This is a genomic window from Arthrobacter sp. MDT1-48-3, assembly GCF_054511015.1.
Genome location: NZ_JBTNDL010000010.1, coordinates 63444 through 89430 on the forward strand (window position 1 = coordinate 63444; position 25987 = coordinate 89430).

Annotated in this window: 19 protein-coding genes; 9 read left to right on the forward strand and 10 right to left on the reverse strand. The window is 63.4% G+C overall.

Annotation, left to right across the window (positions count from 1 at the left end; genetic code table 11):
- The first annotated feature begins 1 nt into the window (after position 1).
- Positions 2-538, forward strand: a complete 537-nt coding sequence (locus tag ACX80L_RS16120; RefSeq protein WP_459290966.1) for a MarR family winged helix-turn-helix transcriptional regulator — start codon at positions 2-4, stop codon at positions 536-538.
- 482 nt (positions 539-1020) lie between these two features.
- On the opposite strand, the gene ACX80L_RS16125 is transcribed toward ACX80L_RS16120, so the two are convergent.
- Genes ACX80L_RS16125 through ACX80L_RS16140 form a run of 4 tightly spaced genes read right to left on the reverse strand, consistent with a single transcriptional unit; the run spans position 1021 to position 4995 of the window.
- On the reverse strand, positions 1021-2547 hold the full coding sequence (locus tag ACX80L_RS16125; RefSeq protein ID WP_459290968.1) for a carboxyl transferase domain-containing protein: 1527 nt from the start codon (positions 2545-2547) through the stop codon (positions 1021-1023).
- Positions 2544-3773, reverse strand: a complete 1230-nt coding sequence (locus tag ACX80L_RS16130) for a CaiB/BaiF CoA transferase family protein (protein WP_459290970.1) — start codon at positions 3771-3773, stop codon at positions 2544-2546. Before ACX80L_RS16130 ends, ACX80L_RS16125 begins: the two co-directional genes overlap by 4 nt.
- Complete coding sequence (locus ACX80L_RS16135) at positions 3770-4120, reverse strand: CoA transferase (RefSeq protein WP_459291021.1); 351 nt, start codon at positions 4118-4120, stop codon at positions 3770-3772. Before ACX80L_RS16135 ends, ACX80L_RS16130 begins: the two co-directional genes overlap by 4 nt.
- Complete coding sequence (locus ACX80L_RS16140; RefSeq protein WP_459290971.1) at positions 4117-4995, reverse strand: fumarylacetoacetate hydrolase family protein; 879 nt, start codon at positions 4993-4995, stop codon at positions 4117-4119. Before ACX80L_RS16140 ends, ACX80L_RS16135 begins: the two co-directional genes overlap by 4 nt.
- Before the next feature lie 78 nt (positions 4996-5073).
- Between ACX80L_RS16140 and ACX80L_RS16145 the strand changes: the two genes are divergently transcribed.
- The 4 genes from ACX80L_RS16145 to ACX80L_RS16160 are packed head-to-tail and all read left to right on the forward strand — an operon-like array spanning position 5074 to position 8302.
- On the forward strand, positions 5074-5820 hold the full coding sequence (locus ACX80L_RS16145) for a FadR/GntR family transcriptional regulator (RefSeq protein WP_459290973.1): 747 nt from the start codon (positions 5074-5076) through the stop codon (positions 5818-5820).
- A gap of 31 nt (positions 5821-5851) precedes the next feature.
- Positions 5852-7111 carry a DUF3500 domain-containing protein gene (locus tag ACX80L_RS16150; RefSeq protein WP_459290976.1) on the forward strand — a complete coding sequence of 420 codons (1260 nt, stop codon included), beginning with the start codon at positions 5852-5854 and terminating at the stop codon, positions 7109-7111.
- Positions 7108-7509 (forward strand): nuclear transport factor 2 family protein, encoded by a 402-nt coding sequence (locus ACX80L_RS16155; protein WP_459290978.1) that lies wholly within the window; start codon positions 7108-7110, stop codon positions 7507-7509. Before ACX80L_RS16150 ends, ACX80L_RS16155 begins: the two co-directional genes overlap by 4 nt.
- Positions 7510-7537: 28 nt before the next feature.
- Complete coding sequence (locus ACX80L_RS16160) at positions 7538-8302, forward strand: IclR family transcriptional regulator (protein WP_459290980.1); 765 nt, start codon at positions 7538-7540, stop codon at positions 8300-8302.
- Positions 8303-8337: 35 nt separating this feature from the next.
- On the opposite strand, the gene ACX80L_RS16165 is transcribed toward ACX80L_RS16160, so the two are convergent.
- Both ACX80L_RS16165 and ACX80L_RS16170 read right to left on the reverse strand, forming a co-directional pair.
- Positions 8338-9078 carry a DAPG hydrolase family protein gene (locus tag ACX80L_RS16165; protein ID WP_459290982.1) on the reverse strand — a complete coding sequence of 247 codons (741 nt, stop codon included), beginning with the start codon at positions 9076-9078 and terminating at the stop codon, positions 8338-8340.
- Entirely contained in the window at positions 9075-10373 is a 1299-nt protein-coding gene (locus ACX80L_RS16170; RefSeq protein ID WP_459290984.1) for an MFS transporter, read from the reverse strand. The genes ACX80L_RS16165 and ACX80L_RS16170 overlap by 4 nt, the downstream gene beginning before the upstream one ends.
- Positions 10374-10602: 229 nt before the next feature.
- Here ACX80L_RS16170 and mhpA point away from each other — a divergent pair, with 229 nt between their 5' ends.
- The 3 genes from mhpA to ACX80L_RS16185 all read left to right on the forward strand — a co-directional run bounded on the left by mhpA (position 10603) and on the right by ACX80L_RS16185 (position 16104).
- Positions 10603-12213, forward strand: a complete 1611-nt coding sequence (mhpA, locus tag ACX80L_RS16175) for a bifunctional 3-(3-hydroxy-phenyl)propionate/3-hydroxycinnamic acid hydroxylase MhpA (protein ID WP_459290986.1) — start codon at positions 10603-10605, stop codon at positions 12211-12213.
- A gap of 147 nt (positions 12214-12360) precedes the next feature.
- Positions 12361-15774, forward strand: coding sequence for a pyruvate carboxylase (locus tag ACX80L_RS16180; RefSeq protein ID WP_459290988.1), 3414 nt, complete (start codon positions 12361-12363; stop codon positions 15772-15774).
- Positions 15775-15933: 159 nt separating this feature from the next.
- Positions 15934-16104 carry a hypothetical protein gene (locus ACX80L_RS16185; RefSeq protein ID WP_459290990.1) on the forward strand — a complete coding sequence of 57 codons (171 nt, stop codon included), beginning with the start codon at positions 15934-15936 and terminating at the stop codon, positions 16102-16104.
- A gap of 609 nt (positions 16105-16713) precedes the next feature.
- Here the strand turns inward: ACX80L_RS16185 and ACX80L_RS16190 are convergent.
- The 4 genes from ACX80L_RS16190 to ACX80L_RS16205 form a co-directional block, all read right to left on the reverse strand.
- Complete coding sequence (locus ACX80L_RS16190; RefSeq protein ID WP_459290991.1) at positions 16714-18720, reverse strand: hypothetical protein; 2007 nt, start codon at positions 18718-18720, stop codon at positions 16714-16716.
- 268 nt (positions 18721-18988) lie between these two features.
- Positions 18989-21280, reverse strand: coding sequence for an alpha-L-rhamnosidase (locus ACX80L_RS16195; RefSeq protein ID WP_459290993.1), 2292 nt, complete (start codon positions 21278-21280; stop codon positions 18989-18991).
- 59 nt (positions 21281-21339) lie between these two features.
- Positions 21340-22707 carry an MFS transporter gene (locus tag ACX80L_RS16200; RefSeq protein WP_459290995.1) on the reverse strand — a complete coding sequence of 456 codons (1368 nt, stop codon included), beginning with the start codon at positions 22705-22707 and terminating at the stop codon, positions 21340-21342.
- Between the two features lie 314 nt (positions 22708-23021).
- Positions 23022-23630: a TetR/AcrR family transcriptional regulator gene (locus ACX80L_RS16205; RefSeq protein ID WP_459290997.1), complete on the reverse strand. Its 609-nt coding sequence runs from the start codon at positions 23628-23630 to the stop codon at positions 23022-23024.
- A gap of 94 nt (positions 23631-23724) precedes the next feature.
- Between ACX80L_RS16205 and ACX80L_RS16210 the strand changes: the two genes are divergently transcribed.
- A complete protein-coding gene (locus ACX80L_RS16210) occupies positions 23725-25986 on the forward strand; it encodes a glycoside hydrolase family 3 C-terminal domain-containing protein (protein ID WP_459290999.1) in 2262 nt (753 codons plus the stop codon).
- Position 25987 lies beyond the last annotated feature (1 nt).

A 25987-nucleotide genomic window follows, 5' to 3' on the forward strand; every position in this document is an offset into this window, starting at 1 on the left:
TGTGGACCATGTTGCGGATGATGTTGCGTACGACGCCGTGGGTGATGCCGTGGATGCTGCTCGAAGGGATTGGGCCAGGACATGGCCTGCTCTTGATGTCAGTCCTGCAGACGTGCTTGCCCGGATTGAGAGGCTTGGTCACAGCATTGAGGAAGCGCAGAACAATGCTCTGCAGCGCCGTGGAGGTCGACTGTTGGCTAATCGCGGGGATTTCGACGTGCTCCGCACGCTTCGGCGCGCAGGCCACCCCTACTCGCTCACGCCGAGTGAGATCAACGCAGCCAACCTTGTCTCGTCAGCCGGCCTCTCGGGTCGTCTGAAACGATTGGAACAAGAGGGGTGGGTTGAACGAGAGGTATCCACTACAGATAGGCGCTCCACGTTGGTCAGGCTGACAGAGGAGGGGCGGCGGGAACTCGATGAATGGCTCCCCCATCACTTCATGTTCGAGAAGTCTCTACTGGAATCGCTGAGCGATGATGAGCAGCGACAGCTCGCCTCCATCTTGCGGAAGTTGCTTGCTCACTTCTCGATGTAACGAGTCACACTGACCCCCTTCTGATTCCGGCAGAAGGGCTGCCTCTTTCCACTGACGCTCAATCCTCGCGCGGCGCCCCTGCTTGGACGCTCACTAGCACCAGAACGATCGTGCTGTAGGAGTCGACTGGCCTTCGATCTACATCAGAGGACCAGGGCGGTACCGGGGTTGTACTGCTATTGACCCAAAAGCTGTCCCTGCGGCGCCAGGACTCGCGGAAGTCGGCAACCACTCGCAGTCACTCCGTTAGTCAGAGTGATACTGGACGCCCTCACCTGGCTGCTCCATCGCCTCAGACGACCCCAGGCCTCCAGCTGTGGCCGCAGCACAGAATTAGTCATCCATATATGGGCGGGTGGAGCTCGAAGCCGTCCACTTGTGGCTAAGTTACTGCTTCGTTCGTGCACGCGATGAGCGTCTCGTAGGAGGATCTTTCAGCAGGGCACAGTCAGAAGCGTCACGCAACGCTTCCCTTCAGGCGCTCAAATCGCAGTCACAGAGCGGGCGCTGGCCCGGTACTTCCCTGCGCGCCGGCCGAGCCGGTCCTCTGTGGGCAGGCCCCGGACCCGCGCTAGCTCATACTCGATGGCCGCGGCCATCCGTTGGCAGAAGGCGCGGCCCTCCTCGGCTGCGTCCGGCCGCTCGTCCACCACATGGTCCACGACGCCGCGGTCCACGAGTGCCGCGACCTTCACGCCCTGCGCCTCCGCCATCTCGGGAGCACGCTCGACGGTACGGTGCACGATCGCGCTGGCCCCTTCCGGTGGCAACGGCGAGAGCCACGCGTGCTCGGCGGCGATGGTGCTGTCGGCCGGCAGCAACGCGAGGGCCCCGCCGCCCGCACCCTGTCCGAGGAGCACGGAGACGGACGGCGACGCGAGCCCGATGAGGTCGTGCAGGGAACGGGCGATCTCCCCGGCCAGCCCACCCTCCTCCGCTTCCTTCGACAGGTCCGCTCCGGCGGTGTCGATGACCGTGAGCAGCGGCAGGCCGAGCTCCTCGGCGAGCTTCATGCCACGGCGCGCTTCCCGGAGCGATGCCGGCCCCATGACCGAATCGCCCGGCTGGCGTGGCCGCTGGTGGCCGAGCACGATGCACGGCTGCTCACCGAAGCGCGCCAGGGCGAGCAGCAGCCCCGGGTCCTTCTCTCCCTGGCCCGTGCCGTTGAGCGGCAGCACGTCCCGCGCTCCGTGGGCGAGCAGGCGGCGGAGATCCGGGCGGCGCCGGTTCCGCGAGATGAGAATGGAACTCCAGGCCGACTGCCCGCCGAAGCGCACGGACGCCGTCGATGGCGCGTCGCGTGGCAGGGGCGCCTCCGCGAGGAGTACGGTCAGGGCCGTGTCGACGATGCCCGCGAGGTGCTCGGGTGGCACGACGGCGTCGATGAGCCCCTTGTCGAACAGGTTCTCGGCGGTCTGGACGCCGGTCGGGAACGGCGTGCCGTACAGCGCCTCGTACACGCGCGGGCCGAGGAACCCCAGCAGCGCCCCGGGCTCGGCGACGGTCACGTGGCCCAGAGATCCCCAGGACGCCATGACCCCGCCCGTGGTCGGGTGGCGCAGGTACACGAGGTAGGGAAGGCCGGCCTGCCGGTGCGCCCGCACCGCCCCGGTGATGTCGACCATCGACAGGAACGCGGGGGTCCCCTCCTGCATCCTGGTCCCGCCCGAGGCGGGGCCGGCAAGTAGCGGCAGGCCCTCCGACGTCGCCCGTTGGATGGCGGACGTGATGCGGTGTGCCGCGGTGCTGCCGATGGAGCCTGCCAGGAACGTGAACTCCGAGACGATCACGGCGACCCGGCGGCCGTGGATCAGCCCCTCGCCCGTGAGGACGGACTCGTCCTCACGGCTTTTCTCCCGTGCCCGCCGCAACTCCTCCTGGTAGGCGACGCCGGCCGCCGGAGGGGATAAGGATACCGGGGCGTCCCAGGAGGTGAAGGATCCGGTGTCGAGCACGGCTCCGATCAGCTGGCGAGCCGTGAGGTGCCTTGCCCGGGTGTCGCCGCTCACGCCTTCACGTCCGCCGCCGGCCCGGCGAGCCAAGCGCGGATCGCGTCGCCGTCGCCATCGAGCAGGGGCGGTGCCAGGTGGATGGTGAGCGTGGTCTCATCTTGTCCGTCGAAGAAGCGCAGCGGCGGGCCTGGTAGCGCGATGTCCCCGAGGACCGGGTGCTGCACGGTGAGCAACAGGCCCTGCGAGTGGACCTGCTCCCACGCGTACACCTCATCGAGGGTCCGGACCTTGCCCGCGGGGATGCCCGCCTCATTGAGCTTCGCGAGCAGGGGCTCCGCCTCGTAGGCCGAGAACGCGTCCTCGACGACACCGATCAGCAGGTCCCGGTGGCCCACGCGGTCCGCGTTCGTGGCGAACTCGAGCCGATCCGCGGGTATCCCGAAGGCCGAGGTGAAGGTGGCCCACAGCTTCTCGCTGCCCACGCTGATCTGGACCTTGCCACCGCGGCAGCTGAAGAGCCCGTAGGGGGCGATCGAGGGGTGATGGTTGCCCTGCGCCTGCGGGACCTCGCCCGCGACCGTGGTCCGCGTGCCCTGGAAGGCGTGCACGCTGATGATCGAGGCGAGCAGAGACGTGCGCACCACTTGTCCACGCCCCGTTCGTTCCCGCTCCAGCAGGGCGGCGACCACACCGTACGCCCCGTACATGCCGGACAGCAGGTCGGCGATCGGGACGCCGACGCGCTGCGGGTTGTCCGGATCCGGGCCGGTGACGGACATAAGGCCCGCCTCGCCCTGCACGATCTGGTCGTAGCCGCTGCGCCTGGCCTCGGGCCCGTCATGGCCGAAGCCGGTAATCGAGAGGATGACCAGCCCCGGGTTGAGCTCGAGCATCGCGTCGGTGGAGAAGCCGAGCCGGTTCAGGACCCCCGGCCGGAAGTTCTCCACGACCACGTCGGCGCGACGCAGCAGTTCCGTGAGGACCACCCTGCCGTCGTCGCTCTTGAGGTCCAGGGCGATGGACTCCTTGTTCCGGTTGCAGGACAGGAAATAGGTGGACTGGCGGTCGTCCTCCGGGCCCACGAAGGGCGGGCCCCACCCGCGGGTGTCGTCTCCGGTCCGCGGCGTCTCGACCTTGATGACGCGGGCTCCCAGATCGCCGAGCATCATACCGGCATGGGGGCCGGCGAGGGCCCGGCTGAGATCCACGACGAGGCGACCAGCCAATGGGCCTCCTCCCCCGCCGCTATTACTTGTCGCTGATGCTTTTGTCTCGGTGGTCATGCTCTCTCCAAAGGTTGTCCGGCTGCCAACGCCAACTTCAGCGGATGGGTTGGTGATGTAAGTGCTCCTTGTAAGCGGCACTTGAGATGAGCAGCGCACGCTTCAGAGCTGCAGAAGCTCAGTAGGGCGCCGACCGAAGGGCACTGTTCACGACTGATTGATTTGACGTTGAAGCTGTGCTGGCCTTTGAAGGGCGGGAATAGACGGGTTACGTCACCGCCTGTGGCGATTTCCACTTTGATGATGATTGCACCAAGGTCGGCAAGGAGGGCGCTGCAGTACGGGGCTGTGAGCGTCCGGCTCACGTCAAGGACGGTGACCTCTGTTAGGGGAGGTTCGGCGCTTATTGCAGTGCATCGTGGACTTTGCGGACAGCGTTGTGGCGAGCTTCGCTGCCAACGATGGAATTGCGCAGCGTGCCAATCTTTTCAACCTCGACTTCAACGACGTCGCCAGGCTGCAGGAGCCACTGGGGTGTGCGTGCGTAGCCGACACCGGAGGGGGTTCCGGTGGCGAGCAGGTCACCGGGGCGAACGGTGAAGGTCTTGGAGATGTGCGCCAGTGTGTCACCTACGGTGTAGACCATCTCGATGGTGTTCCCGTCCTGCACGGTCTCGCCGTTTACACGGGTTTGGACCCTGAGGCCGTCGCGCAGATCACCGACCTCATTGGCGGGAACCATCGGTCCGACCGGACCGGAAAGGTCAGCGTTCTTACCCAGGATCCACTGGGAGGTGATTTTTTGAGCGCGACGGGCGGTGAGGTCGTTGAAAACGGAATAACCGACAATGGCCTCAAGTGCTTCCTCCGGGGAGGCATCAACGAGGGTTTCACCCACCCAGGCGACGATCTCTCCTTCCCAATCCAGCCCATCCTCCCCCGACGGAACAGGTACCGCGGCTCCATCAACGGTGAGGGACTGCGTCCACCGCGCGAACAGGGTGGGGTATTTGGGAAGTTCCTGGTCCTTGAAGGAGCCTTCGGCTACGTGTTTGAGGTAGTTCAGGCCGATGCAGATCACCCGGGCGCCAGGCAGGACCGGCGGGACGAACTCGAGACCGGCCGACGGCAGGGTTTCCACGGACGTAGCTGACGCAAGGTGCTGGGCCGGGGCGGCCCAGAACTGCTCAAGCCCGGCCAGCACAGAGACACTCTGCCCCTCCGCGGAAAGCGTGGCGACCTCCACAGGGCCAGCATTGCGACGGATACCAACGATCTTCATGGGACTCTCCTTCACCTTCCGACAGCCATTGTCGAAAAGAGCTAAAACATTCGCACCTTTTGTGCTTCAATGTGAAGCATGACACAGACCTCCGGCGCCGTACAGCCTGCCGTACAGGCTTCCGGGACTCCGGGCATCGCTCCGGCTGGGGGGTTGAATTTGGTCGCGCCGCGTTCGCGGGCGGATCATCTCGCTGCTGCGTTGGAGGAGCGGATCCGTGCCCAGAGTTTGGAGCCGGGCACCCTCGTGGGCACCCTGCCCTCGCTGCGGGAAGAAACCGGTTATGCCCGTGCAACGGTGAGTGCGGCGGTCCGGCTCCTGCGGGAGCGGGGGGTGTTGGAGATTCGGCCAGGTCGCGCCGGCGGGCTCTTCGTCGCGGAAACCAGCCCCGTCGTCCGGCTGCGCCATACGCTCCTGACCGTCGGCGAGCAGCCCTCCGCCGTCATAGACGCCATTGAACTGCGGGAGCACCTCGAAGAACTGATCGACGTCGGGGCTGCCCGCTGCCGCTCCAACGAGGACATCTCCGAGCTGCGTCTTCTCGTGGCCAACATGGAGTCCTCCGCGGACTGGAACGGATTCATGCGGGCGAACTGGGCGCTGCACGAGAGGATCGCTGCGATATGTCCGAATGCGATGGCTCGCGCCGTGTATATCGGAACACTCGGGCATTTGTCGTCGGCTTCATCACGCTTCGATGAGGACGAGGCCGCGGCGGCGGCCTACAGAGCCGATCGCCTGCGGGTTCACGCCGAACTTGTGGAAGCGATCGCCAATGGTGACATTGCCACTGTCAGGCAAGCCGTCATCAACCACAACCACTGACTCGATTGTCCGAGCACGAAGGAGTGCGCCCATGAACACAGCAGAATTTCGCCAGTACCTCTTTCCAGAAGGCCATCCCCGCATTGAAGAGGTGAAGGGTCTTGATGCGTATGCCTACCGCCAGACCGCCCAGAAGGAGGGGACCTTCACCGGTGAACTGATCAAGGGTTGGACGCCTCTCTACCTGAACGAATTCCGTGGAGTCACCGAAGACGGCGCGCTGCGGGAAGGCCTCTACCCTTTTGCGCCGGCGTTGCCGGGCGAGGAGGCTCCGGTTCCCGCAATGGTCGAGGCAGCCGAGGCTCTGCTGGCTTCGGTTTCCGCCGAGGACCGGGAGAAGCTTACGTACCCGGTGGACGCCGTGGAGTGGCAGACCTGGGCCAATCCCGAATTCATGCAGTTCGATACCGGGCTCAGGCTCGAGTTCCAGCCCCTGGAGGTCCGCGAAAGGGCTCTGGCGCTCATGGGAGCATCACTAAGCCCGGAGGGATATCAACTCGCACACGGCATGATGCTGATCAACGGTTTCCTTGGACAGGTCGTGCAACTCGAAAGCGTCCTGAACGAGTTCAGCTACAACTTCGCCCTATACGGAACCCCGCATCAGACGGCCCCGTGGGGATGGCAGCTTTACGGGCACCACTGCGCAGTCAACTGCCTGGTCGTGGAAGGACGCATGTCCCTCAGTCCGGTCTTCTTCGGAGCCGAACCCAATGAGATCGATGAGGGCCCCCACGCCGGCGTTGCTGCTTTCGGAGACCGAATCAAACTCGGCATCGACCTCATGGCCGCCCTGCCCGCGGAGCAACAAGCCGCCGCGACGATCTACCAGCGAATGGTCGACCCGGCCATGCCTGAGGGCCGGGTTCATCCCGGAGACGAAAGGCACCTCGCCGGCGCGTTTCAAGACAACCGGATCATTCCCTTCGAAGGGATCCGTGTGCCGGACATGCCAGCCGAGGCGCAGCGAATCGCCCTCTCCATCGTCGAACAATTCGTACTTCCATTGCCGGAAGGCCCCCGTGCGGCGCGGATGCGTGAGGTCCAGGACCATCTGGACGAGACCTGGTTCTCCTGGATCGGCGGACACGAGCCCGGTGATGTCTTCTACTACCGAATCCAATCCCCCGTTGTCATCGCCGAACTGGACCATCACTGCGGCGTTTTCCTCGACTACCGCACGCCCAAACAATTCCATGTCCACACTGTGCAACGGACCCCACATGGTAACGATTACGGCCGGTTCTGGGTACGCCAATGGCAGGCTGCACATTCGGAACTGGCACGATGAGCATCCAGGCCGCTGAGGCCAGACATCAGATCGCTAATCTCCTGCACATGTACGTGGCCATCGCAGACCGCAAGGACGTCGACGCCGTTGTCGACCTGCTGGGAAGCAGTGACGTGCAGTTTCCCACTGCCGGGTCCATGGATCCCGAGGGGGCACGGCAGCTGTTCACGCAATTATGGAGCAGACCCGAAGCGCACCGGCACGACGTGAGCAACCTGATCGTGGTCCCCGCTCAGGAGGAAGGGCAGTGGCTTGCCACTGCCCACTACACCCGATGGCTTCTGGGCGGCGATGCCCCGTTCGTGCACACGCTCGGCCAGTATGAGCTACTGGTGGACGGTGTGGACTGGTCCTTTCGGCAGTTGACCGTTAGCCGTATCTGGACGGCCGGAACCTAGGCGGCAATAATCTTTCGGTGATAAAGCCGTGACAACCCTTTCCAGCGTCAGCCTGATCCTGGACGCCCTCGCCGAAAGCCGGGGGCGTCTTGGCCTGTCCGAACTTGCTGCCCGCACAGGCCTTCCCCGTTCTTCCGTGCACCGGACCATTCAGGCTCTGGAGGAAGAGCTTTACGTGGTGCGCACGCCGGGACGGCCCGGTTACGCTCTGGGTCCGGGCGTGCTGAAATTCGGCATGGCCGGTCATCTTTACCTGCTCAGTGCCAATCGGGGACGGCTTGTCTCCCTGGCTCGGGCCACGAATGAGAACGCTGAGCTGGCAATCTTCAGTGGCCGCGAAGTCGTCATCGTCGATCAGGTGGCCTCCCCTGAGCGGCTCAAGGGCGTCACCAAGGTCGGCAGAAGCTTTTCCTTGCATGCCAGCTGCATTGGCAAGGCCCTGCTGGCGGCGCTTCCGACGTCCCGAGCCGAAAACCTCCTTCCTCAGGAGCTCGAACGGTTCACGGACACCACCATCACCAACAGGTTGGAGCTTCAGGACGAAGTGGACCTCATTCGACGAGTCGGCGTGGCCGTGGACATTGAAGAGCATGACCTGGGCATCTGCGCCCTCGCCACAGCAATGATCGGTCCCACCGGTGCGCTGCAGGCCATTGCTGTTGTCATGCCGACAAACCGCTTCGCCGCCAAGAGCACAACAGCTTTGGAGGGCTTGAAAGAGCTCAACCCCGTCATTGATCTGTCGGGGACGAGGAAATATCTGGAGCTGAAGAAACGGGACGGACTTGGTTGAGTCCGTCCCGTTTCTTGTCGTGGTTCTGTGGTCTCCTACCAGGGCCGCGGGATGGTGATTTTGCCCCGACTTTCCGCGACATATAACGGCGGCAGAATCCGTGAGAGGAATGTGAACTCGTCATATGCGTGCTGGAGGAGGTTAGGCCCGAGCGCCTCATCGACTTCGGCGGTGACCTGTTCCGGGGGGAGGCCTGCTTCCGGGAGGTCGTAGCCGAGCAGGAAGTGGCTGCGCATGACCAGCCCCCATTCGGTGTCCCGTCCGATGTGCAGCAGACGCCCGCCCAGCACCGAGCCATCCTTCCGCTGTGGGGCGTCATGGCCAAAACCCACATGCCCGGTAATCGCCGTGGAAACAGTGCCACCTTCACGCGCAGCCGCGTAAGCGGACGCCGTGAAGAACTCGGTCGGGTCATGGAACTCGATCAGGAGGTCCTGGTCGGGGAGGCCGGTAAGTTTCTCGGTGACGATGTGGGTGGAGCCGACAGCCTCGCCCGGAGTGCCTCCCGCCCAGGAACTGGCACCGTGATCAATGGGATGCCACCAGCCGTACTCGCGAGGCCCGGGCCGGCTTCCGAACCACCAGTTGAACATCTCACCGGTGCATCCGTACATGTCGGTCCGGACGGCGACGTGCAAGACCCCGGAGTCAAGACGGCGGTAACCGGTCTCGAGGGCCATCGGCGCCGGATCCAGCAACCGGTCAAAGTCGAACACACGATCCTCCAGTTCCAGAACGGGTCGGGGGTCACCTGCGGGGTGCTGTATCAGTGTCATGCGGGGACCTCCGAAGGGACAAGCGGCTCACCGTGGCGGCCGCGCGGGTGACGAAACGAAGCGTGAGTAGTTTTCCGGTCAGCCACGTACAAGCCCACCACCGCAGCCAGACACACGCCCGCAGCAATCGCGAAGGTGCCAAAGACACTAGATGATCCGCCGGTGGCAATCGCAGCCCCGCCCAAGGTCGGGCCGAGGAAGGCGCCGATGAAGGAAGTACCGTTCGACCACCCCAAGGCGGTTGCCCGGGCCGGGAGCGGGTAAATATCAGAGGTTGCGGTGTGCACAAGGTTCATCGTCGAATGCCCGCCAATGCCGATCAGCGCAACGCAGGTTACGGCTAGCGGCGCCGAGAAGGGCAGTGTCAGGATACCCACCAATCCCAGAAGGGTGCACGCTCCGGTGTGGACGGCCGCGAGGGACGCTCCCCAGCGGTCTGCGATCCAGGCGGTGGCGAAAGAACCGATCACTGCGGCGCCGGTGAGGACGAAACTGAACAGCAGAGCTATCTGCAGGTTCAGCCCAAGGCCGATCATTGCTTCGACGACCCACACGTTCAGGCCCTGCCAGGCGATCATGTTCGCGACAGCACATACTGCAATGATCAGCGCCACCACTGCCCCGCGGCCCGAGAAGACGGCCGCCAGCTTGTGCCGGGTTGCCCAGGCACGGCCGGCAATTTCCGGCTCGGTCGTGACCGGAAACTTCGTCAGCAGGACGGCAACCAAAATCGCAACGGTAAGGGCTGTACCGATGAAAAACATCGGGCGCCATCCGAAGGCCGGCAGTACCGGAACGGCGATCAGGGCCGCAACGACGCCGCCGAGCGGAATTCCCGCCATGGTGATGGTGATGACCAGGGATCCGCGGCGGGCGGGGGCGTTGTTACGTGCCACGGTCATCGCCGTTGTCAGTGCCGCTCCAACGCCGAGGCCGGCCAGGAAGCGGGCCAGGCCCATGACGAGGCCGTCCGGAGAGAGTCCGGTAAGCGCGGCGGCCGCAGCGAACACCGCGATGGCTCCGACTAGGACAGCCTTACGGCCGAACCGCTCCCCCAGCAGAGGGGCGATCAGCGCGCCCAGGATCGCTCCGATGTAGACGACGCCACCGATTAGGCCGATTGCCTGGTCCGTGATGCCCATGGACTGATCTCTGAGGATGAGCGGGACAACCTGCCCAAACACGATCAGGTTGTAACCCTCGATCACGGTAATGAGCATGCACAGCGCGATGATCCCCGAATACGACTTCCCCGTCTTGGGGGTGTCGGCAGCGGCAGCAGATGGTGTAAACATTCGTGCTCCTCCAATTGGGGCCGCACCTCCTTGAGCGGCTCTCCATTGCCATGGTGAGGACAGAGTGTGACCTGGACAACACAGCTGTCCCGGGACTCGGGACAGCTGATCCTGCCAGCCAACTACTGTCCCGGAGGCCGGGACAGTATGTGAGGCAGATCACGTATGGCTCCTTACGGTGGATTAAGTGATGCCTCGATGTAGAGGTGTGAAATCGAAAGGCATGTCAATGAAGACCATCGACGGATCAGGCCTACACAGCGCAGACGTGACAATCGTCGGGTTCGGGCCCGTAGGGAAGCTGCTCGCGCTCCAACTCGGACGCCGCGGGCACCGGGTGCTCGTCGTCGACCGCAAGGAAACCGGATATCCGCTTCCCCGCGCCGTGACACACTGCTCGGATTTTGCGCGGATCCTGCAGTCCGTCGGGCTCTCCCCTGACAGCATTCCCGAGGCAACCGAGCCCTATGACGATATGTATGTCTGGCGAAACGGTCAGGGGCAGACGCTTGTCGAGGTTGACTGGAGTGGGCGCGGGGAATCGGGCTGGTACAACACCTACTTCTTCAACCAGCCAGCACTGGAGGACCGCCTTGATGCCCTGGTCGAGGAACTGCCCACGGTCACTATTCTCCGGGGCTGGGAAGCTGGGGAGATATCCCAGGACAAGGACAACATCCGCGTTCAACTGAGCAGATCCAGTGACGGTGAGCAGGTCACTGCTGTGTCCGGTTGGCTCATCGGTGCCGACGGAGCCAACAGTGCCGTGCGCCAGCACGCCGGGATTGAATGGCACGACGAAGGCTTTTTTTACGACTGGCTCGTCATTGACGTCAAGCCGGGACCTGGCCTCAATTTTCCCCATGTCGCCAATCAGCTGTGCGATACCGCACGTCCGGCCACGATGGTCCCCGGCGGGCCCGGACGGCGCCGCTGGGAGTTCATGCGCCTGCCCGGGGAGACAAGGGAGGAACTGAACCGCACAGAAAAGGCGTGGGAGCTGCTGGCAACGTACGGCGTCACTTCGGAGAATGCGGAGCTCGAACGGCACTCGGTGTACACCTTCCAGGCGTGCTGGGCCACCGAGTGGCGCCGGGGACGGATTCTCCTTGCCGGCGATGCCGCCCACTTGATGCCCCCGTTCGCCGGCCAGGGACTGGGCGCCGGTGTCCGCGATGCTATGAATCTGGCCTGGAAACTGTCAGCGGTCATCGACGGCCTCGCCGACGATTCCCTGCTGGACACTTACGGACCGGAGCGGTCCCAGCATGCCATCGCCTTTGTGAAGTTCTCAGTAAGTCTTGGGCAGGTCATCTGCCTCACCGACCCCAATGATGCAGCGGCACGTGATGAGCGCATGATCGCGGAGTGGGCAACCACTCGGAAAGCGCCGGCCCCTCCCCGACCCGGGCTCGGCCACGGTCTCCACACCGGTCCGCACGGCGGTGAACTCGCCATCCAGGGGCGCGTCACCGGACCCAGACAAACCGCAGTGCTGTTGGATGACCTGCTGGGCGGCCCTGGCGTTCTTCTTACCAGACGCAGTTCCATGCTCGCGGTCATTTCAAGGGATGACCAGAAATGCTTAGGCCTCCTTGGGATCCGCCTAGCCAGCTTTGAAGAGGACAGCCATGTATCCGGCGGTGTAGAGATCATCGATGACATCGACGGAACCTACCACCAATGGTTCGACTCCCTTGGCGCCCGGACCACCCCGGTCGACGCAGTCCTGATCAGACCGGATTTCCACTTATACGGAACCGCCTCCGCTGCCCAAACCAGGGATTTAGCCCTGGGCTTCCTCGCAGGGCTTCATACCCGACACCTCGCCACCGCCTAAGAACAAGCACGATGCACCCCGTACTGTACGCAGCCGCACTCTAAGCCCTACCCACTGCTGTCATTCCAACCACTCCCCCGTTCACCACCCCTGCCAGCCATCAGCAGGGGTGGTGAACGTTCGCACCACCACTTTCAAAGGACACGAATGTTTTCGAAGATTCTGGTAGCCAACCGCGGTGAGATCGCGATCCGGGCCCTTCGGGCCGGGTATGAGGCGGGAGCGAAGACCGTGGCGGTGTTCCCCCATGAGGACCGCAACTCGATCCACCGGCAGAAGGCGGACGAGGCGTACCTGATCGGGACCGAGGGTCACCCGGTGCGGGCGTACCTGGATATCGACGAGATCATCCGGGTGGCCCGTGAGGCCGGGTGTGATGCGATCTATCCGGGGTACGGGTTCCTGTCCGAGAACCCGGGACTGGCGCGGGCGGCGGCCGAGGCGGGGATCACGTTCGTGGGTCCGCCGGCGGATGTGCTGGAGCTCGCCGGGAACAAGGTCAAGGCCCTGGATGCCGCGCGGGCCGCGGGCATCCCGGTGCTGGCGTCGTCGCGGCCGAGCGCTGACGTGGCGGAGCTCATCGCCGCGGCGGACGAGATCGGGTTCCCGGTGTTCGCGAAGGCCGTGGCCGGCGGCGGCGGGCGCGGGATGCGCCGGGTCGATACGCGCGAGGCGCTGCCCGAGGCGCTGGAGGCGGCGATGCGCGAGGCCGAGTCCGCGTTCGGGGATCCGACGATGTTCCTGGAGCAGGCGGTCCTGCGGCCCCGTCACATCGAGGTGCAGATCCTCGCCGACGCGTCAGGCAATGTGATGCACCTGTTCGAGCGGGACTGCTCGCTGCAGCGCCGGCATCAGAAGGTCATCGAGATCGCCCCTGCCCCGAACCTCGATGAGGGGATCCGGCAGGCCCTGCACCGGGACGCGGTGAAGTTCGCCACCGCCCTGGGCTACGTGAACGCGGGCACGGTCGAGTTCCTCGTCGACACGGTCGGGGAGCGGGCCGGCCAGCACGTGTTCATCGAGATGAACCCGCGCATCCAGGTCGAGCACACGGTCACCGAGGAGGTGACCGACGTGGACCTCGTCCAGTCGCAGCTGCGCATCGCCGCGGGCGAGTCCCTGGCGGATCTCGGGCTCAGCCAGGACACCGTGACCCTGCGCGGTGCGGCTCTGCAGTCGAGGATCACCACGGAGGATCCCGCGAACGGCTTCCGCCCCGACGTCGGACGGATCTCCGCCTACCGGTCCGCGGGCGGTGCCGGGGTGCGCCTGGACGGTGGGACGGTGTATGCGGGGGCGGAGATCAGCCCGCACTTCGACTCGATGCTCGTCAAGCTCACCTGCCGGGGCCGGGACTACCCGTCGGCCGTCACGCGCGCGCGGCGCGCGCTGGCCGAGTTCCGGGTCCGCGGGGTCTCGACCAACATCTCCTTCCTCCAGGCGGTGCTGGATGACCCGGACTTCATCGCCGGGAATGTCGCGACGTCGTTCATCGACGAGCGCCCGGAACTGCTCACCGCCCGGGTGCCGGCGGACCGGGGCACGAAACTGCTGACCTGGCTCGCCGACGTCACCGTCAACCAGCCCAACGGTGCCCGGCCCGCACACCTGGATCCCCGGGACAAGCTCCCGGAGCTCGAGGAAGCCCAGCGGAAGGCCCCGCCCCCCGAGGGGAGCCGGCAGCGGCTGCTGGAGCTCGGGCCCGAGGGCTTCGCGAAGGCGCTGCGGGAGCAGACCGCGGTGGCGGTCACGGACACGACGTTCCGGGACGCGCATCAGTCGCTGCTGGCGACGCGGGTGCGGACCCGGGACCTGGCCGCGGCCGGGCCGGCGGTGTCGGCGCTGACGCCGGGCCTTTTGTCGGTGGAGGCGTGGGGCGGGGCGACCTACGATGTGGCGCTCCGGTTCCTGGGGGAGGATCCGTGGGAGCGCCTGGACGCGCTGCGCCGCGAGATCCCGGACATCTGCCTGCAGATGCTGCTGCGGGGCCGGAACACGGTCGGCTACACCCCGTACCCGGAAGCGGTCACGACCGCGTTCGTGGCCGAGGCTGCCGCGTCGGGGATCGACATCTTCCGGATCTTCGACGCCCTGAACGACGTGTCGCAGATGGAACCGGCGATCCGGGCGGTGCGGGCCACCGGCACCGCGGTCGCCGAGGTGGCGCTGTGCTACACGGCGGACATGCTCGACCCCGCGGAGCAGCTCTACACCTTGGACTACTACCTGGAGCTGGCGCAGCGGATCGTGGACGCCGGAGCGCACATCCTGGCGATCAAGGACATGGCGGGCCTGCTCCGACCGGCCGCCGCCGCGCAGCTCGTGACCGCCCTGCGCGACCGGTTCGACCTGCCGGTTCACCTGCACACCCACGACACCGCCGGCGGACAGCTCGCCACCCTCCTCGCGGCGGTGGACGCCGGGGTCGACGCCGTCGACGTCGCCAGCGCGCCCCTGGCCGGGACCACCAGCCAGCCCTCGGCCTCTGCCCTGGTCGCGGCCCTGGCCCACACACCCCGCGACACCGGGCTGGACCTTTCGAACGTGTGCGCGCTGGAGCCCTACTGGGAGGCCGTCCGACGGATGTATGCACCGTTCGAGTCCGGGCTGCCCGGACCCACGGGCAGGGTCTACCGGCACGAGATCCCCGGAGGTCAACTCTCGAACCTCAAGCAGCAGGCCATCGCCCTCGGGCTCGGGGAGCGCTTCGAGGCCATCGAGGACATGTACACCGCCGCGGACCGGATCCTCGGCCGCCTCGTGAAGGTCACCCCGTCCTCGAAGGTCGTCGGTGATCTCGCCCTGGCCCTCGTCGGCTCCAACGCCGACCCGGCGGAGTTCCAGGAGAACCCGCAGGCCTACGACATCCCGGACTCGGTCATCGGATTCCTCAACGGGGAGCTCGGCAACCCGCCCGGCGGATGGCCCGAACCGTTCCGCACGAAGGCCCTCAAGGGACGGGAACTCAAGCCGCGCGACGCCGAGCTCACCGCCGACGACGAGAAGAAACTCGCCGGTACCCCGAAGGAACGCCGGAACGCGCTCAACACCCTGCTCTTCACCGGGCCCGCGCGGGAGTTCCGCGCCACCCGCGACACCTACGGGGACGTGTCCCTCCTCGGGACCGCTGACTACCTCTACGGACTGCAGCCGGGGACGGAGCACGTCATCGAACTCGACAAGGGCGTCCGGCTCATCGCGACCCTCGAAGCGGTGTCCGAGCCCGACGAGAAGGGCATGCGGACCGTCATGTGCACCCTCAACGGGCAGATGCGACCCGTCAGCGTCCGCGACAAGAGCGCCACCAGTGACGTGAAGACCGCCGAGAAAGCCGACCCCACCACCCCCGGCCACATCCCCGCCCCCTTCGCCGGATCCGTCACCGTCAGCCGCGCCGAGGGCGATACCGTCACCGCCGGCGACACCGTTGCCACCATCGAAGCCATGAAAATGGAAGCCAACATTACCACCCCCATCACCGGCACCATCACCCGCACCACCCACACCGGCGTCCAATCCGCCCAGGGAGGCGACCTCCTCCTCGTCATCACCCCCCACTAAGGGCAAGTTGACTGAGAACCATGGGAAAGGGCAGCACACGATCATGGCACAACCCCTCCGGCGGCGAGTGAGGCCCTACGCGTATTCCTTCCCGCCCACTCTGTTCGCCCCTATCGGGCGGAGAGACTGGGCCGGTTTGCGACCCACGACCGGGTCACGGTGCAGGAGGGGAAGGAGCTGCCCTACGAAGGGGTGATCGACGTCCTCACCCAGGACGCCACAGTTATCTGGGTGCTGCCCGTGGTCAGCGGCGGCCGGCGCGCGTTCCACTACAGCGAAGGCGTCGACATCACGCCAATACCAGGACAGAGGCCCAGACAGGATCGCTAGCAGCTCAGTCAAGCAGCACCTAGTGAAATGGCCACGCAGCTATGTGCGAATGACTCCGGCGACTTCGAAGGAACACGGCCAAGGAATGTTCACTACCTAACAGATGTACGTTATCGGCGATCAAGGGCGAAGGGTCAGGCGAGCCCTTTTCTGCAGTGGCGGAAAGTCAGCGATCCCGCGTCAGCTGGTGCTACTTGGTCGAAGTGAGTTCACTTCTGCGCCGTGGATGAGGCTTGAAATCGAGCGGCGCCGGAGTCGGAAAGTTGGGGCCGCCGTCAGGCCGCTCCTCGCCGCCTGTGCAGCTGCACGGCTGGACGGATGGACGGCTGGGCTAACTCTTTCATCTGGAACAGGCCGGGTTGCGCGCGACCACGACCGTGCCTGTCATTGTGCTTGTCCTCACGATTCGTATGGCGATCTGTCTGGACGTGGGCTGACTACAGAGGTCGACGATGGCGATCTCGAGTGGACCCTCACTGACCGGATCATCCACCCTGTGCGAACTTGGACCAGGCTTTGCCTTCGTCGCACGGCAGGGGCACTTTGAAGCTAGCTGGGACAACTTCTACGTTATGAGATTTCAGCTCCTATTTTGCGGCTCACGGCTACCTACGCGTAGCCACGAACTGTGACACGGGCGCGTGCAACGTTTTGTAGCCGCGCGAAAGGGGATCTCTGTGCTGGGTCCTGCCTGGCTGTCACGCGCACGGCGACGAAGTGTTCGCCTGGCTCAGTGAAGACCGCCGAGCGGCGGCTCGTGGCATGGTCGGCGGGAACCATTGTTACGTCATCGGGTTCGTACCGGCCGCGTCCAGTGAGGTCCCACTCGAAGGCCGTGATGCGTGCTGTCCCCGGTGTGGCGGCGTCCGCCAGGAAGCTGACGCGCTCACCCGGCGCCACGACGATGTGGGTCGTCCCGTCAGCGTGCAGTGTGAGCACTGGTTGTACCCCGCCTCGCTCCGTGGCATTTGCCAGGAGGTTGATCTGGCCGTCGCAAACCGCATAGGCGCTCGAGGCAGCCGGCTCCCTGTCCTGTTCCACCCATGCGGCAAGCTGCCGTAGGGCTTCGTGAAGAACTCCGAGATAGCTGACCGTGTGCGTAGGGTGTTCCTGTTCTTCGAAGTCGCCGTGCAGCGCGTTATCGACCATCCAGACACGCAGATGATCTTCGGTGGCGTCCCCGAAGTGCTCACATGCGAGCCGGCGGTACCAGTCCGCCTGCCATGGGAAGGCCTCCCTGTCGAGGAGCGATTCAACGATGATCATCTTCCCGGCCCACGTTCCTGTCTGCAGCGCCCCGGTCGCGCTGAGGGCAAGCATCGGCCCTATCAGGACTGGCCGTTGTGGGTACAGGGGTTCGCCGCGCTCATCCCGGAATTGATTCCACACCGGGAAGTCCGGGCCCGGCATCTGGTGGCGGTGATACGTTTGCGCCGCAAGGAACCCACTGTTATCGAGGGTGACCTCATCCCCCACGCGAAGCCCGCGCACGATCGTCGCCTCGACAGGGCCGAGGATGGCGATGTCCTCGACGACGCGAAGCACCACCAGACGCTGACCGGCCGCCTCACCACCAAGCACCAGTTCGCACTCGAAAGGGTCCTGTGTGAGATGGTCCCCCAGTCGGACACCCGCGGGCAAGACCTCCTGAGATGGGGCATCCCCCAGCCATCCGTCGTCTGCTCCTCCAGTGGACTCACCCGGATGCGGCCCAACATCGATCCCGAGTAATCTAAGGTCAGCAAGGCTCAAAAGTTCACTGATCCGGGTGGAGTAGACAACCCGATCCTCATGAATCGACGATTCAGGGTCAGCGCCGAGGTAACCCGCTGTCGTCCAGAAGTCGTCAAAATAGGTCGGGTCGATCATCCGAAGCACGGGGTAGATGACTGCGAACGCGTGCATCCCCATCGTCTCGTGGGCGAACCACGACCTCAGAGGAAAGCCCATGCTAGTGGCTTCCCGAAGCGCCGCGGCCTGCTCGGCGCCCAACGTGGCGTACGGGTCCCCACTTCCACCAGGTTCGAGGGCGTCGACGATATCGTCGAGGCAATCCCGCAGGACCCGCTTGGCATGGAGTCGGACGGTGAAGACGTTGGGCAACGACATGGGCGAGCCCACCACGTACGGTACAAACCCGTCCCACACATCGTGAGTGTTCTCAGCCCCGGCGATAGTCCGGAAGGCACCCCCACTGCCGCCGAAGGCATACCCGAAGCAGGTATGGGTGCCGTAAGCGTCTTCGGCGAATCGCCGAGCGAACTTCGCAACAGCAGCGTTGGCCCGGTAGGCACCGTATGTCGGATCGGCAGATGCAGGACCACGGGCATTGCTTTCCACGAGGATGGCCCCACTCTCGATCGAGAACGAGATCTTGTCCTCTTCCCCCCTGCCCTGCTGTGAGAGAGTCTCGCTCAGGGGTACTGGGGTGATGTATTGGAAGAACCTGTTCTGGTAGTCGCTTTGGGCAGGCATATAGAAGGAGAACCGTGTTGCGCCGTCCTTGAACCCACCATGAACATAGCGATGAGGGACAGGGAAGTTCCGTTGCTCGTCCACATCGAGGTAGGGCTGTGTCAAACCGAGCTCTGGTGATGTAGTGGCGTGGTCAATCACGAGCACCTCCGGGTAAGTACCTGCTGATGTAGTGCACAGCGAATTATCGACGAGGTCATCCTCGGTGCGACGGAACAGGAAAGCCTGGCCATATCCACTCAATACAGCCAAGCTTTCCCCGAAGCTCAGTTGCAGCCACTTAATGCGGCCCGGCTTCGTGCAGAATCCTGCTTCATCCGTCCCGGACAAGGGTCCCAGTGCCGGTGCGGATCAATGTTCGCGTCATCGAACCACACCGAGTTTGAGGGGCTGTAGTGCTTTCGGAGCGTTATGCGGTCAATGCTGTCAGGTGGTGGTGACCTGCGCCGATCTGGGTCTCTGGAATGCCCGGAAGTCGGACGATCCCCGTAGATCCTGCTGGGATTTTCACGTTCACAGACAAACCGTCGTCATTCAATTCCCAGTGTATGGACACGAGTCCCTGCTGAGTCATGAGAGATACCTTTGCCCAAGTAAGGTCACCACCAGGTTGTGGCTCGATGAGGACTGTGCGGTACCCGGGTTCGAGAGGAGCAATTCCGCCAACGACTTTGTGCATCCAGTCACCGATTGCACCGAAGGCATAGTGATTGAAACTGGTCATCTCGCCGGGGTTGATGCTTCCATCAGGAAGCATGGAATCCCACCTCTCCCAGATAGTCGTCGCTCCAAGAGTGACCGGGTACAGCCATGAAGGACACCCCTGCTGAAGCAGGAGCTTGTACGCAACATCCAAGTGCCCTGTTTCAGACAGAGCTCCTGCGATGAAAGGGGTTCCGGCGAATCCGGTGGAGATGTGGAACTCGGATTCCTGCACCAGTTCAGCGAGCCTCTCCCCCGCAGCTGTCCGCACCTCGTCATCGAGCAGATCGAAAGCGATTGCCAATGCGTACACAGCCGGGGCATCACTGCGGATACGGGCGCCGGCCACATACTCCCGGGTGAACCCGTCTTTAATCTTCCGGGCGAGTGTTTCAAACTCCTCCTGCTCTAGAGTCTTACCCAAAACCTCAGCGGTACGAGCCATCAAGGCGGCTGAGCGGTACACACAGGCAGTGGCAACGACAAAGCGGTCAGAAGCCCCGGCCATCGGATTCTCGGGAGGTGCGGTGGGATCCAGCCAATCTCCCAGTTGCAGTCCTCCATCGAGCAAACCCCGCTCGGAGATGGTGGTGCCGATGCGGCGCGCGTAGGAGGACATGGAGGCAAATTGATCGCTCAATACCTGAGAGTCCCCCGTTGCTTCCCACACAGCCCAGGGAACCCAGATGGCAGCGTCGTTCCATAGGGCAAGCACCGTGATGTCCGGCATCCCGGTGGCTTCGGCATTCTCAGCTGCGAGCTTGTCGTACTTGAAGTTATCCGGGACGACCATTGGGATAGCTCCGCCTGCTGCTGTCTGTTCGGCAGCAAGGTCCTGCAGCCAGTCGCGTAGGAAATCTTTCGCATCGTAGAGGTACAGCCCGGTGGGTGCAAAGGCAGCTAGATCTCCTGTCCACCCGAGGCGCTCGTCACGCTGCGGGCAGTCGGTAGGAACGTCGACGAAGTTGCCCTTCATGCTCCAGACGATGTTGGAGTGAAGCTGGTTCAGGAGCGGATTGGAGCATTCGAAATACCCAGTGCGTGCCAGATCGGACCCAACCACGACAGCGGTGAGTGATTCCTGGAGCTCGTCAGCAGAGCCGGGCCAGCCCGTGATCTCTGCATATCTGAAGCCATGGAACGTGAAGGTTGGCTCGAACGTATCGGCTTCACCGCTGAGGATGTAGCGATCCGTTGCCTTCGCGCTACGCAACGGGCGCATACCCAGCTCGTCGTGTTCGAGCACTTCGGCATGACGCAGCTCGAGGATCGCTCCGGGCTCGCCCTGAACGTCGACCCTGATCCACCCAACGAGATTCTGGCCGAAGTCCACCAAAGTCGCTCCGGCAGGGGATGTCCAGATCCTCGTGGGGCGAAGCTGCTCCTGCCGCCGGACTGGTGGACTGATGTAGGGGACAAGTCGGTTCCTATCGAAGTCTTCGACGACATCGACGCCCGCCCAGATCGATGCGTCACCAGGCATGAGGTTGCCTCGGGCCGCAGCTGCCTGAGTACCATCGATGGTCTGTCCGTCGTAGAGGTCGTCGGTCAGGATTGCACTGGGACCCGACTCCCATGATTCATCGGTGGAGATCGAGTGCGTGAACCCGTCGGCGAAGGTCAGGCGCAGTTCCGCAAGGATGCCTCTGGTATCACCGTAGATGGCTTGGCTGCCGCTGAAGCCAAGTCGGCCCCTGGACCAGCCGTTACCAACGGCGATTCCCAGCACGGAATCCTGCTCGACCAGGTCGGTGACATCCCACTGTGCGTATCGCAACCGCCATTCATAGCTGCTCCATCCCGGGGTGAGGACGTCCGGGGACGCAGGCTTGCCATTAATCCATGCTTCGCAGATGCCCAGCGAGGTGATCAACAGGGTTGCCGATCGCAGCGCACCGTGACCGGTGGGAAGGGTAAAAGCCCTTCGGAACAGGGGCGCGCACTCCATGGGAACACGGGCTTTGATCATCGCGCCTGAGGGCGGAACGGGAAGAGTCATGGAGTCGCTTTCAGGATGAGGGTAAGGAGGAGGTCTGGAGGGCGAGTAACGGCCCAGAACTAGCGGGCGCTTTTGACCGGAATGATGGCCAGGGCCGCGATGACGACGAGGGCCGCTGCAACCGCCCATATCCCGGCGTACCCGCCGGTGATGACGACCACCTGTGCAGCTAGGAAGGGTGCCAGTGCCTGTCCCAGGTTGCCGCCGAGTGCGGCTATACCGAGATCACGGCCGGCGGCATCCTTGTCGGGAAGCACATCGATGAAGAGAGCCTGATCGACAGAGAGGTAGGAGCCGAAAGCGATGCCTACGATCACTCCGCTGATCATCAGACCGGCAACGGTCGGTAGAACGAGAGGGACGATGAATCCCAGTGCCATCAACAGGGACGCGACGATGACGAACGGCTTACGGCGCCCAGTCGTATCGGAGAGCCGGCCGGCAACTATGAGTCCGATGATTGTGCCGGGGAAGCCCACCAGACTGAGCACGGGAACGAAGGCGGTTGCTTCTGCGGCGCTAAGTCCTGGCTGAATATAGCTCTGGAGCATGAAGAAGTTCAGGGCACTGGAGATACCGAAGCCGAAGGTCAAAAGGACGCGGGCCACCCAGACCCAGCGGAAGTCAGCGGCACGCAGTGGAACGAGGAAACCCCGGAAGAACGCACCCCAGGTATGGGGGAGAACATGCAGTTCAGTGGAGGAGCGGTCCTTCGCGAAGAGAGCGAAACCGATGACTCCACCAATGATTAGGATGCCGAAGATGAAGTAGGCATTGAGCCCAATGATGCCGAAGCTTATGCCTGCGATGACAGCACCGCCGATGCCTCCAATGAAGTTCCCCATGCCGGCGATGGCTGATCCGGTACCGCGCTTGGATTCAATGGCTCGGTCCGCGAGCGTGGCGGCCAGCGGGGCAGCAGCAGAGTTCAAAATCATCTGAGCCAATGTCCAGAGCACAACGAGGACGCCGATAGCGGGAGCGAACCGCAAACTCATCAGCAGGAACGCACCGATCACGCCGCCGAAAAGGATCCATGGCATACGACGGCCGAATCGTGACCGTGTGCGGTCTGACAGGACGCCGATAATCGGTTGCACGAGCATGGTGAGGATCGCACCCACGGTGGCGACCAGGGCCAGGTTTTGGGCCCGGCTCGCTTCGAACTGACGCAGAAGATCAAGTTGACGCACTTGATCAGCTGTTGCGGTCACTGATCCTGATTCCACGGCTGTCTTCAGTGCGTTCAGTTGCTGGAGGTCTACGCCGGCATCAACTCCCGTGAAGTACTGACCGAACTCCAGGAGCTGGACGTGGTTCGGCAGCATAATCCCCGCCATGGCACCCCACACCGTGCTAATGGCTGCCGTAGTCGCACCCAACCAAAACAGGTACTGGCGCAGCGGTTTGCCGCCGGCCAGACGCATCGAGGTACCAGGGGCCTCTGGTTCAAGGACCTGGGCTTCAAGCGCAGAAGGGGTTTCCCCGATCGGGGTAGAGGGAGGAGCAGACTCTGACGGCATTGTCGTTCCAATCGGCGTTGATGGGTCCCGAGGTGAGAGAGAATCCGCCAGGTCGTCGGGCTCCAAGAAGGAGCTGAGAACTTGGCGAATCGGAAGGCTGAGAAAACTGTACGTCGTGCAGTTTTTTGATGCAAGAGGGTTACACCCGCTTGGGTTGTTTACTCAGGCTCGGGCTGAGTGGGTAACCCGCTTGAGAGATGAGCTAGCCAGAAGCCTATTTAGGGATGACCAGCCGTCGTGATCACGGCGTGACCCACCTGCTCCCAGAAGTTGAGGAATTGTTCAGTCATGTCGATGCGGGGCTCGTAGAGCCACTGGCTTTGCAGCCCGTCGGAAACAGCGAGCATGATGGTGGCCAGACTCTCAGGGTCAACGGCACCAGGGATCCTTCCTGAAGCCTGAAGCATGCGTATCGTGTCCGCGCCCCGGGCGCGGGACAGGGCGTACCGCTCCTTGAAATATTCGTGAGCGGGATGATCTGGCGACGTCGCTTCGGCAGCAAGGCCGACGTTGAGTTGGACGAGACCGGGAACATCAGAGTTGTGGCGGATGAACCTCGCGACTCTGTCACCAAGGTCATTTGAAGAGTCATCGTCGCGCCCGAAGGCAAGATCATCAAGTCGGTCACGAAGGCGCAGGATTTCGACGAAGAGCTGTTCCTTGCTCCCGAAGTAGTAGAGAAGTCCGTTTTGGGTCAGTCCTACGGCATCTGCCAACTGACGGACAGTCGCTCCGCTGTAGCCAACGCGGGCTACAACCTCTAACGCCTTCTCGAGAATCTCTTCACGCTTCGCCACGCCTTTTGGGTAAGAGCCCTGCCTAGCCATGCAAGGAGTCTAGCTCTTGCTGCAAAAAACTACATGACGTACAGTTTTTGAGCCGCTGCTTGGCACTTCACTGATCAACGACGACGGGACCCTTATGAGCCTCGATATCTCACACCATGCTTCGGCCAGCACCAAGGAGCTCACGCTTGAGCAGAAGGCTGCGCTAAGCGGTGGAGCCGACTTTTGGTCCACGAAAGCTGTGGGTGCGATCTCTTCCGTGCAGGTCTCTGACGGGCCTCATGGCCTACGGAAACAGGCCGAGTCTGATGCAGATCATCTCGGTATCGGGGCCAGTGTGCCGGCAACCTGCTTCCCACCCGCTGTTGGACTCAGTCAGACCTGGGATCCCGAACTCGTACAGAGGATCGGTGTCGCGCTAGGTGAGGAATGCCAGGCCGAGAACGTAGGGGTACTGCTGGGGCCGGGGGTCAACATCAAGCGTGACCCCCGGTGCGGGCGGAACTTCGAGTACCTTTCCGAAGACCCGTTCCTGGCCGGGGCACTCGGCGCAGCATGGGTCAGTGGCGTGCAAAGCCAAGGTGTCGGAACGTCGCTAAAGCACTTCGCAGCCAACAACGCCGAACACGACCGGATGCGCTCAAGCTCCGATATCGATCCCCGCCCTCTACGTGAAATTTATCTGCGTCCCTTCCAGCGGATTGTTCAGGACGCACAGCCCTGGACGGTGATGTGCTCTTATAACAAGATCAATGGTGTCTACGCCGCGGAGAACCACTGGCTCCTGACCGACGTGCTGCGACAGGAGTGGGGATTCCAGGGCGCGGTGATGAGCGATTGGGGTGCGGTTCGCGACCGGGTGGCCGCGATTTCTGCTGGCGTCGACCTCACCATGCCAGGCGGCGACCTCCCTGGAGATGCTGCCGTCGCCGCGGCGGTCACACAAGGCCAGCTATCGGCGCATGCTGTGGACCGTGCTGCGAACCAGATCGCAGCTCTCGACGCGAAAACACGTGCCGGCCGCCGGCCCGGCGCTACCTACGACAAGACAGAACACCATGCCCTCGCTCGTGAAGTCGCCGGCAACAGCATCGTTCTTCTCAAGAATGACGAAGGCATTCTTCCGTTGCAGCGATCCTCATCAATTGCTGTCATCGGAGAATTTGCTCGAGTGCCCCGCTACCAGGGAGCCGGATCTTCACATGTGAACGCCACCCGCGTTGATGTGCCGCTGGAAGAGATCAAGTCCAGTGCCCCGGATGCGGTGGTGAGCTTCTCCCAGGGGTTCACCACGGACGGTTTAGGTGACGCTACTGCCCTTCGCGAGGACGCTGTGCGCACCGCCGAGGAGGCGGGCACAGCAGTACTTTTTCTCGGGCTCGGAGCACGCCAAGAGTCGGAAGGGTTCGATCGGGAGCACATCGAGATTCCGCAGGACCAGTTGCAGCTGCTCGAAGCCGTTGTTGCCGTGCAACCACGGACAATCGTTATTCTCTCCCACGGAGGAGTGCTGCGATTGGCGCCCGTCGCGGCGAAGGCCCCTGCCATTCTCGATGGGGCACTGCTGGGGCAAGCCGCTGGTGGTGCTATCGCCGATGTCCTGTTTGGCGACGTCAATCCCTCCGGCAGGCTTGCAGAAACAGTGCCTACGCGCCTCGAAGACACCCCGTCCTTCCTCAATTTTCCTGGCGAGAATTCGCACGTGCGATACGGGGAAGGACTTTTCGTCGGTTACCGCTGGTATGACGCTCGGAAGATGCCGGTTGTCTTTCCATTCGGTCACGGTCTCTCCTACACCTCCTTCGCCTACTCCGAACTCGACCTTGTCGCGGATGACACGGGCATCAAGGCTCGCGTCACGATCACCAACACAGGTGACCGCGGCGGTCGCGAAGTCGTTCAGGCGTATGTTGGCGTGCCCAACTCCCCCGTCGCAAGAGCCCCTATGGAACTCAAAGGATTCACCTCCGTGTACCTGCAGCCCGGCGAGTCCCAGCAGGTCAGCATTCACATCCGACGCGCAGATCTTGCCTACTGGGATACCAGAGGCGAGGGATGGTGCGTGGAAAACGGCGATTACGAGGTCGCTATCGGCGCATCGAGCAGGGACCTCCGCGTCAGGCAGATGATCATGGTCAAGGGTGATGACATGCGCCATACTCTGACGCCTAATTCCACGATTGCCGAAGTGCTTCAAAACCCAGTAGCGGCGGCGGTGTTCGGTGCTGTGATGGCAGAAGGACTCGGCAGTTCGAACATCCCAGAAGGAGAAGAGCTGGGTATCGACATGGCACGCATGATGAATTCGATTCCGATCGGCCGGATGACAACGATGGGCGGGCAAATGACGCCTGAACAGCTTGACCAGATCCTAGACGCCGCAAATAGTGCCCTATGAG

What these genes read in the sequence shown, in the direction of transcription:
- ACX80L_RS16130 (WP_459290970.1), bottom strand. Translation starts at nt 3,773, where the DNA reads ATGACCACCGAGACAAAAGCATCAGCGACAAGTAATAGCGGCGGGGGA.
- ACX80L_RS16140 (WP_459290971.1), bottom strand. Translation starts at nt 4,995, where the DNA reads ATGAAGATCGTTGGTATCCGTCGCAATGCTGGCCCTGTGGAGGTCGCC.
- ACX80L_RS16145 (WP_459290973.1), top strand. Translation starts at nt 5,074, where the DNA reads ATGACACAGACCTCCGGCGCCGTACAGCCTGCCGTACAGGCTTCCGGG.
- ACX80L_RS16150 (WP_459290976.1), top strand. Translation starts at nt 5,852, where the DNA reads ATGAACACAGCAGAATTTCGCCAGTACCTCTTTCCAGAAGGCCATCCC.
- ACX80L_RS16155 (WP_459290978.1), top strand. Translation starts at nt 7,108, where the DNA reads ATGAGCATCCAGGCCGCTGAGGCCAGACATCAGATCGCTAATCTCCTG.
- ACX80L_RS16165 (WP_459290982.1), bottom strand. Translation starts at nt 9,078, where the DNA reads ATGACACTGATACAGCACCCCGCAGGTGACCCCCGACCCGTTCTGGAA.
- ACX80L_RS16170 (WP_459290984.1), bottom strand. Translation starts at nt 10,373, where the DNA reads ATGTTTACACCATCTGCTGCCGCTGCCGACACCCCCAAGACGGGGAAG.
- mhpA (WP_459290986.1), top strand. Translation starts at nt 10,603, where the DNA reads ATGAAGACCATCGACGGATCAGGCCTACACAGCGCAGACGTGACAATC.
- ACX80L_RS16180 (WP_459290988.1), top strand. Translation starts at nt 12,361, where the DNA reads ATGTTTTCGAAGATTCTGGTAGCCAACCGCGGTGAGATCGCGATCCGG.
- ACX80L_RS16195 (WP_459290993.1), bottom strand. Translation starts at nt 21,280, where the DNA reads ATGACTCTTCCCGTTCCGCCCTCAGGCGCGATGATCAAAGCCCGTGTT.
- ACX80L_RS16200 (WP_459290995.1), bottom strand. Translation starts at nt 22,707, where the DNA reads ATGCGTCTGGCCGGCGGCAAACCGCTGCGCCAGTACCTGTTTTGGTTG.
- ACX80L_RS16205 (WP_459290997.1), bottom strand. Translation starts at nt 23,630, where the DNA reads ATGGCTAGGCAGGGCTCTTACCCAAAAGGCGTGGCGAAGCGTGAAGAG.
- ACX80L_RS16210 (WP_459290999.1), top strand. Translation starts at nt 23,725, where the DNA reads ATGAGCCTCGATATCTCACACCATGCTTCGGCCAGCACCAAGGAGCTC.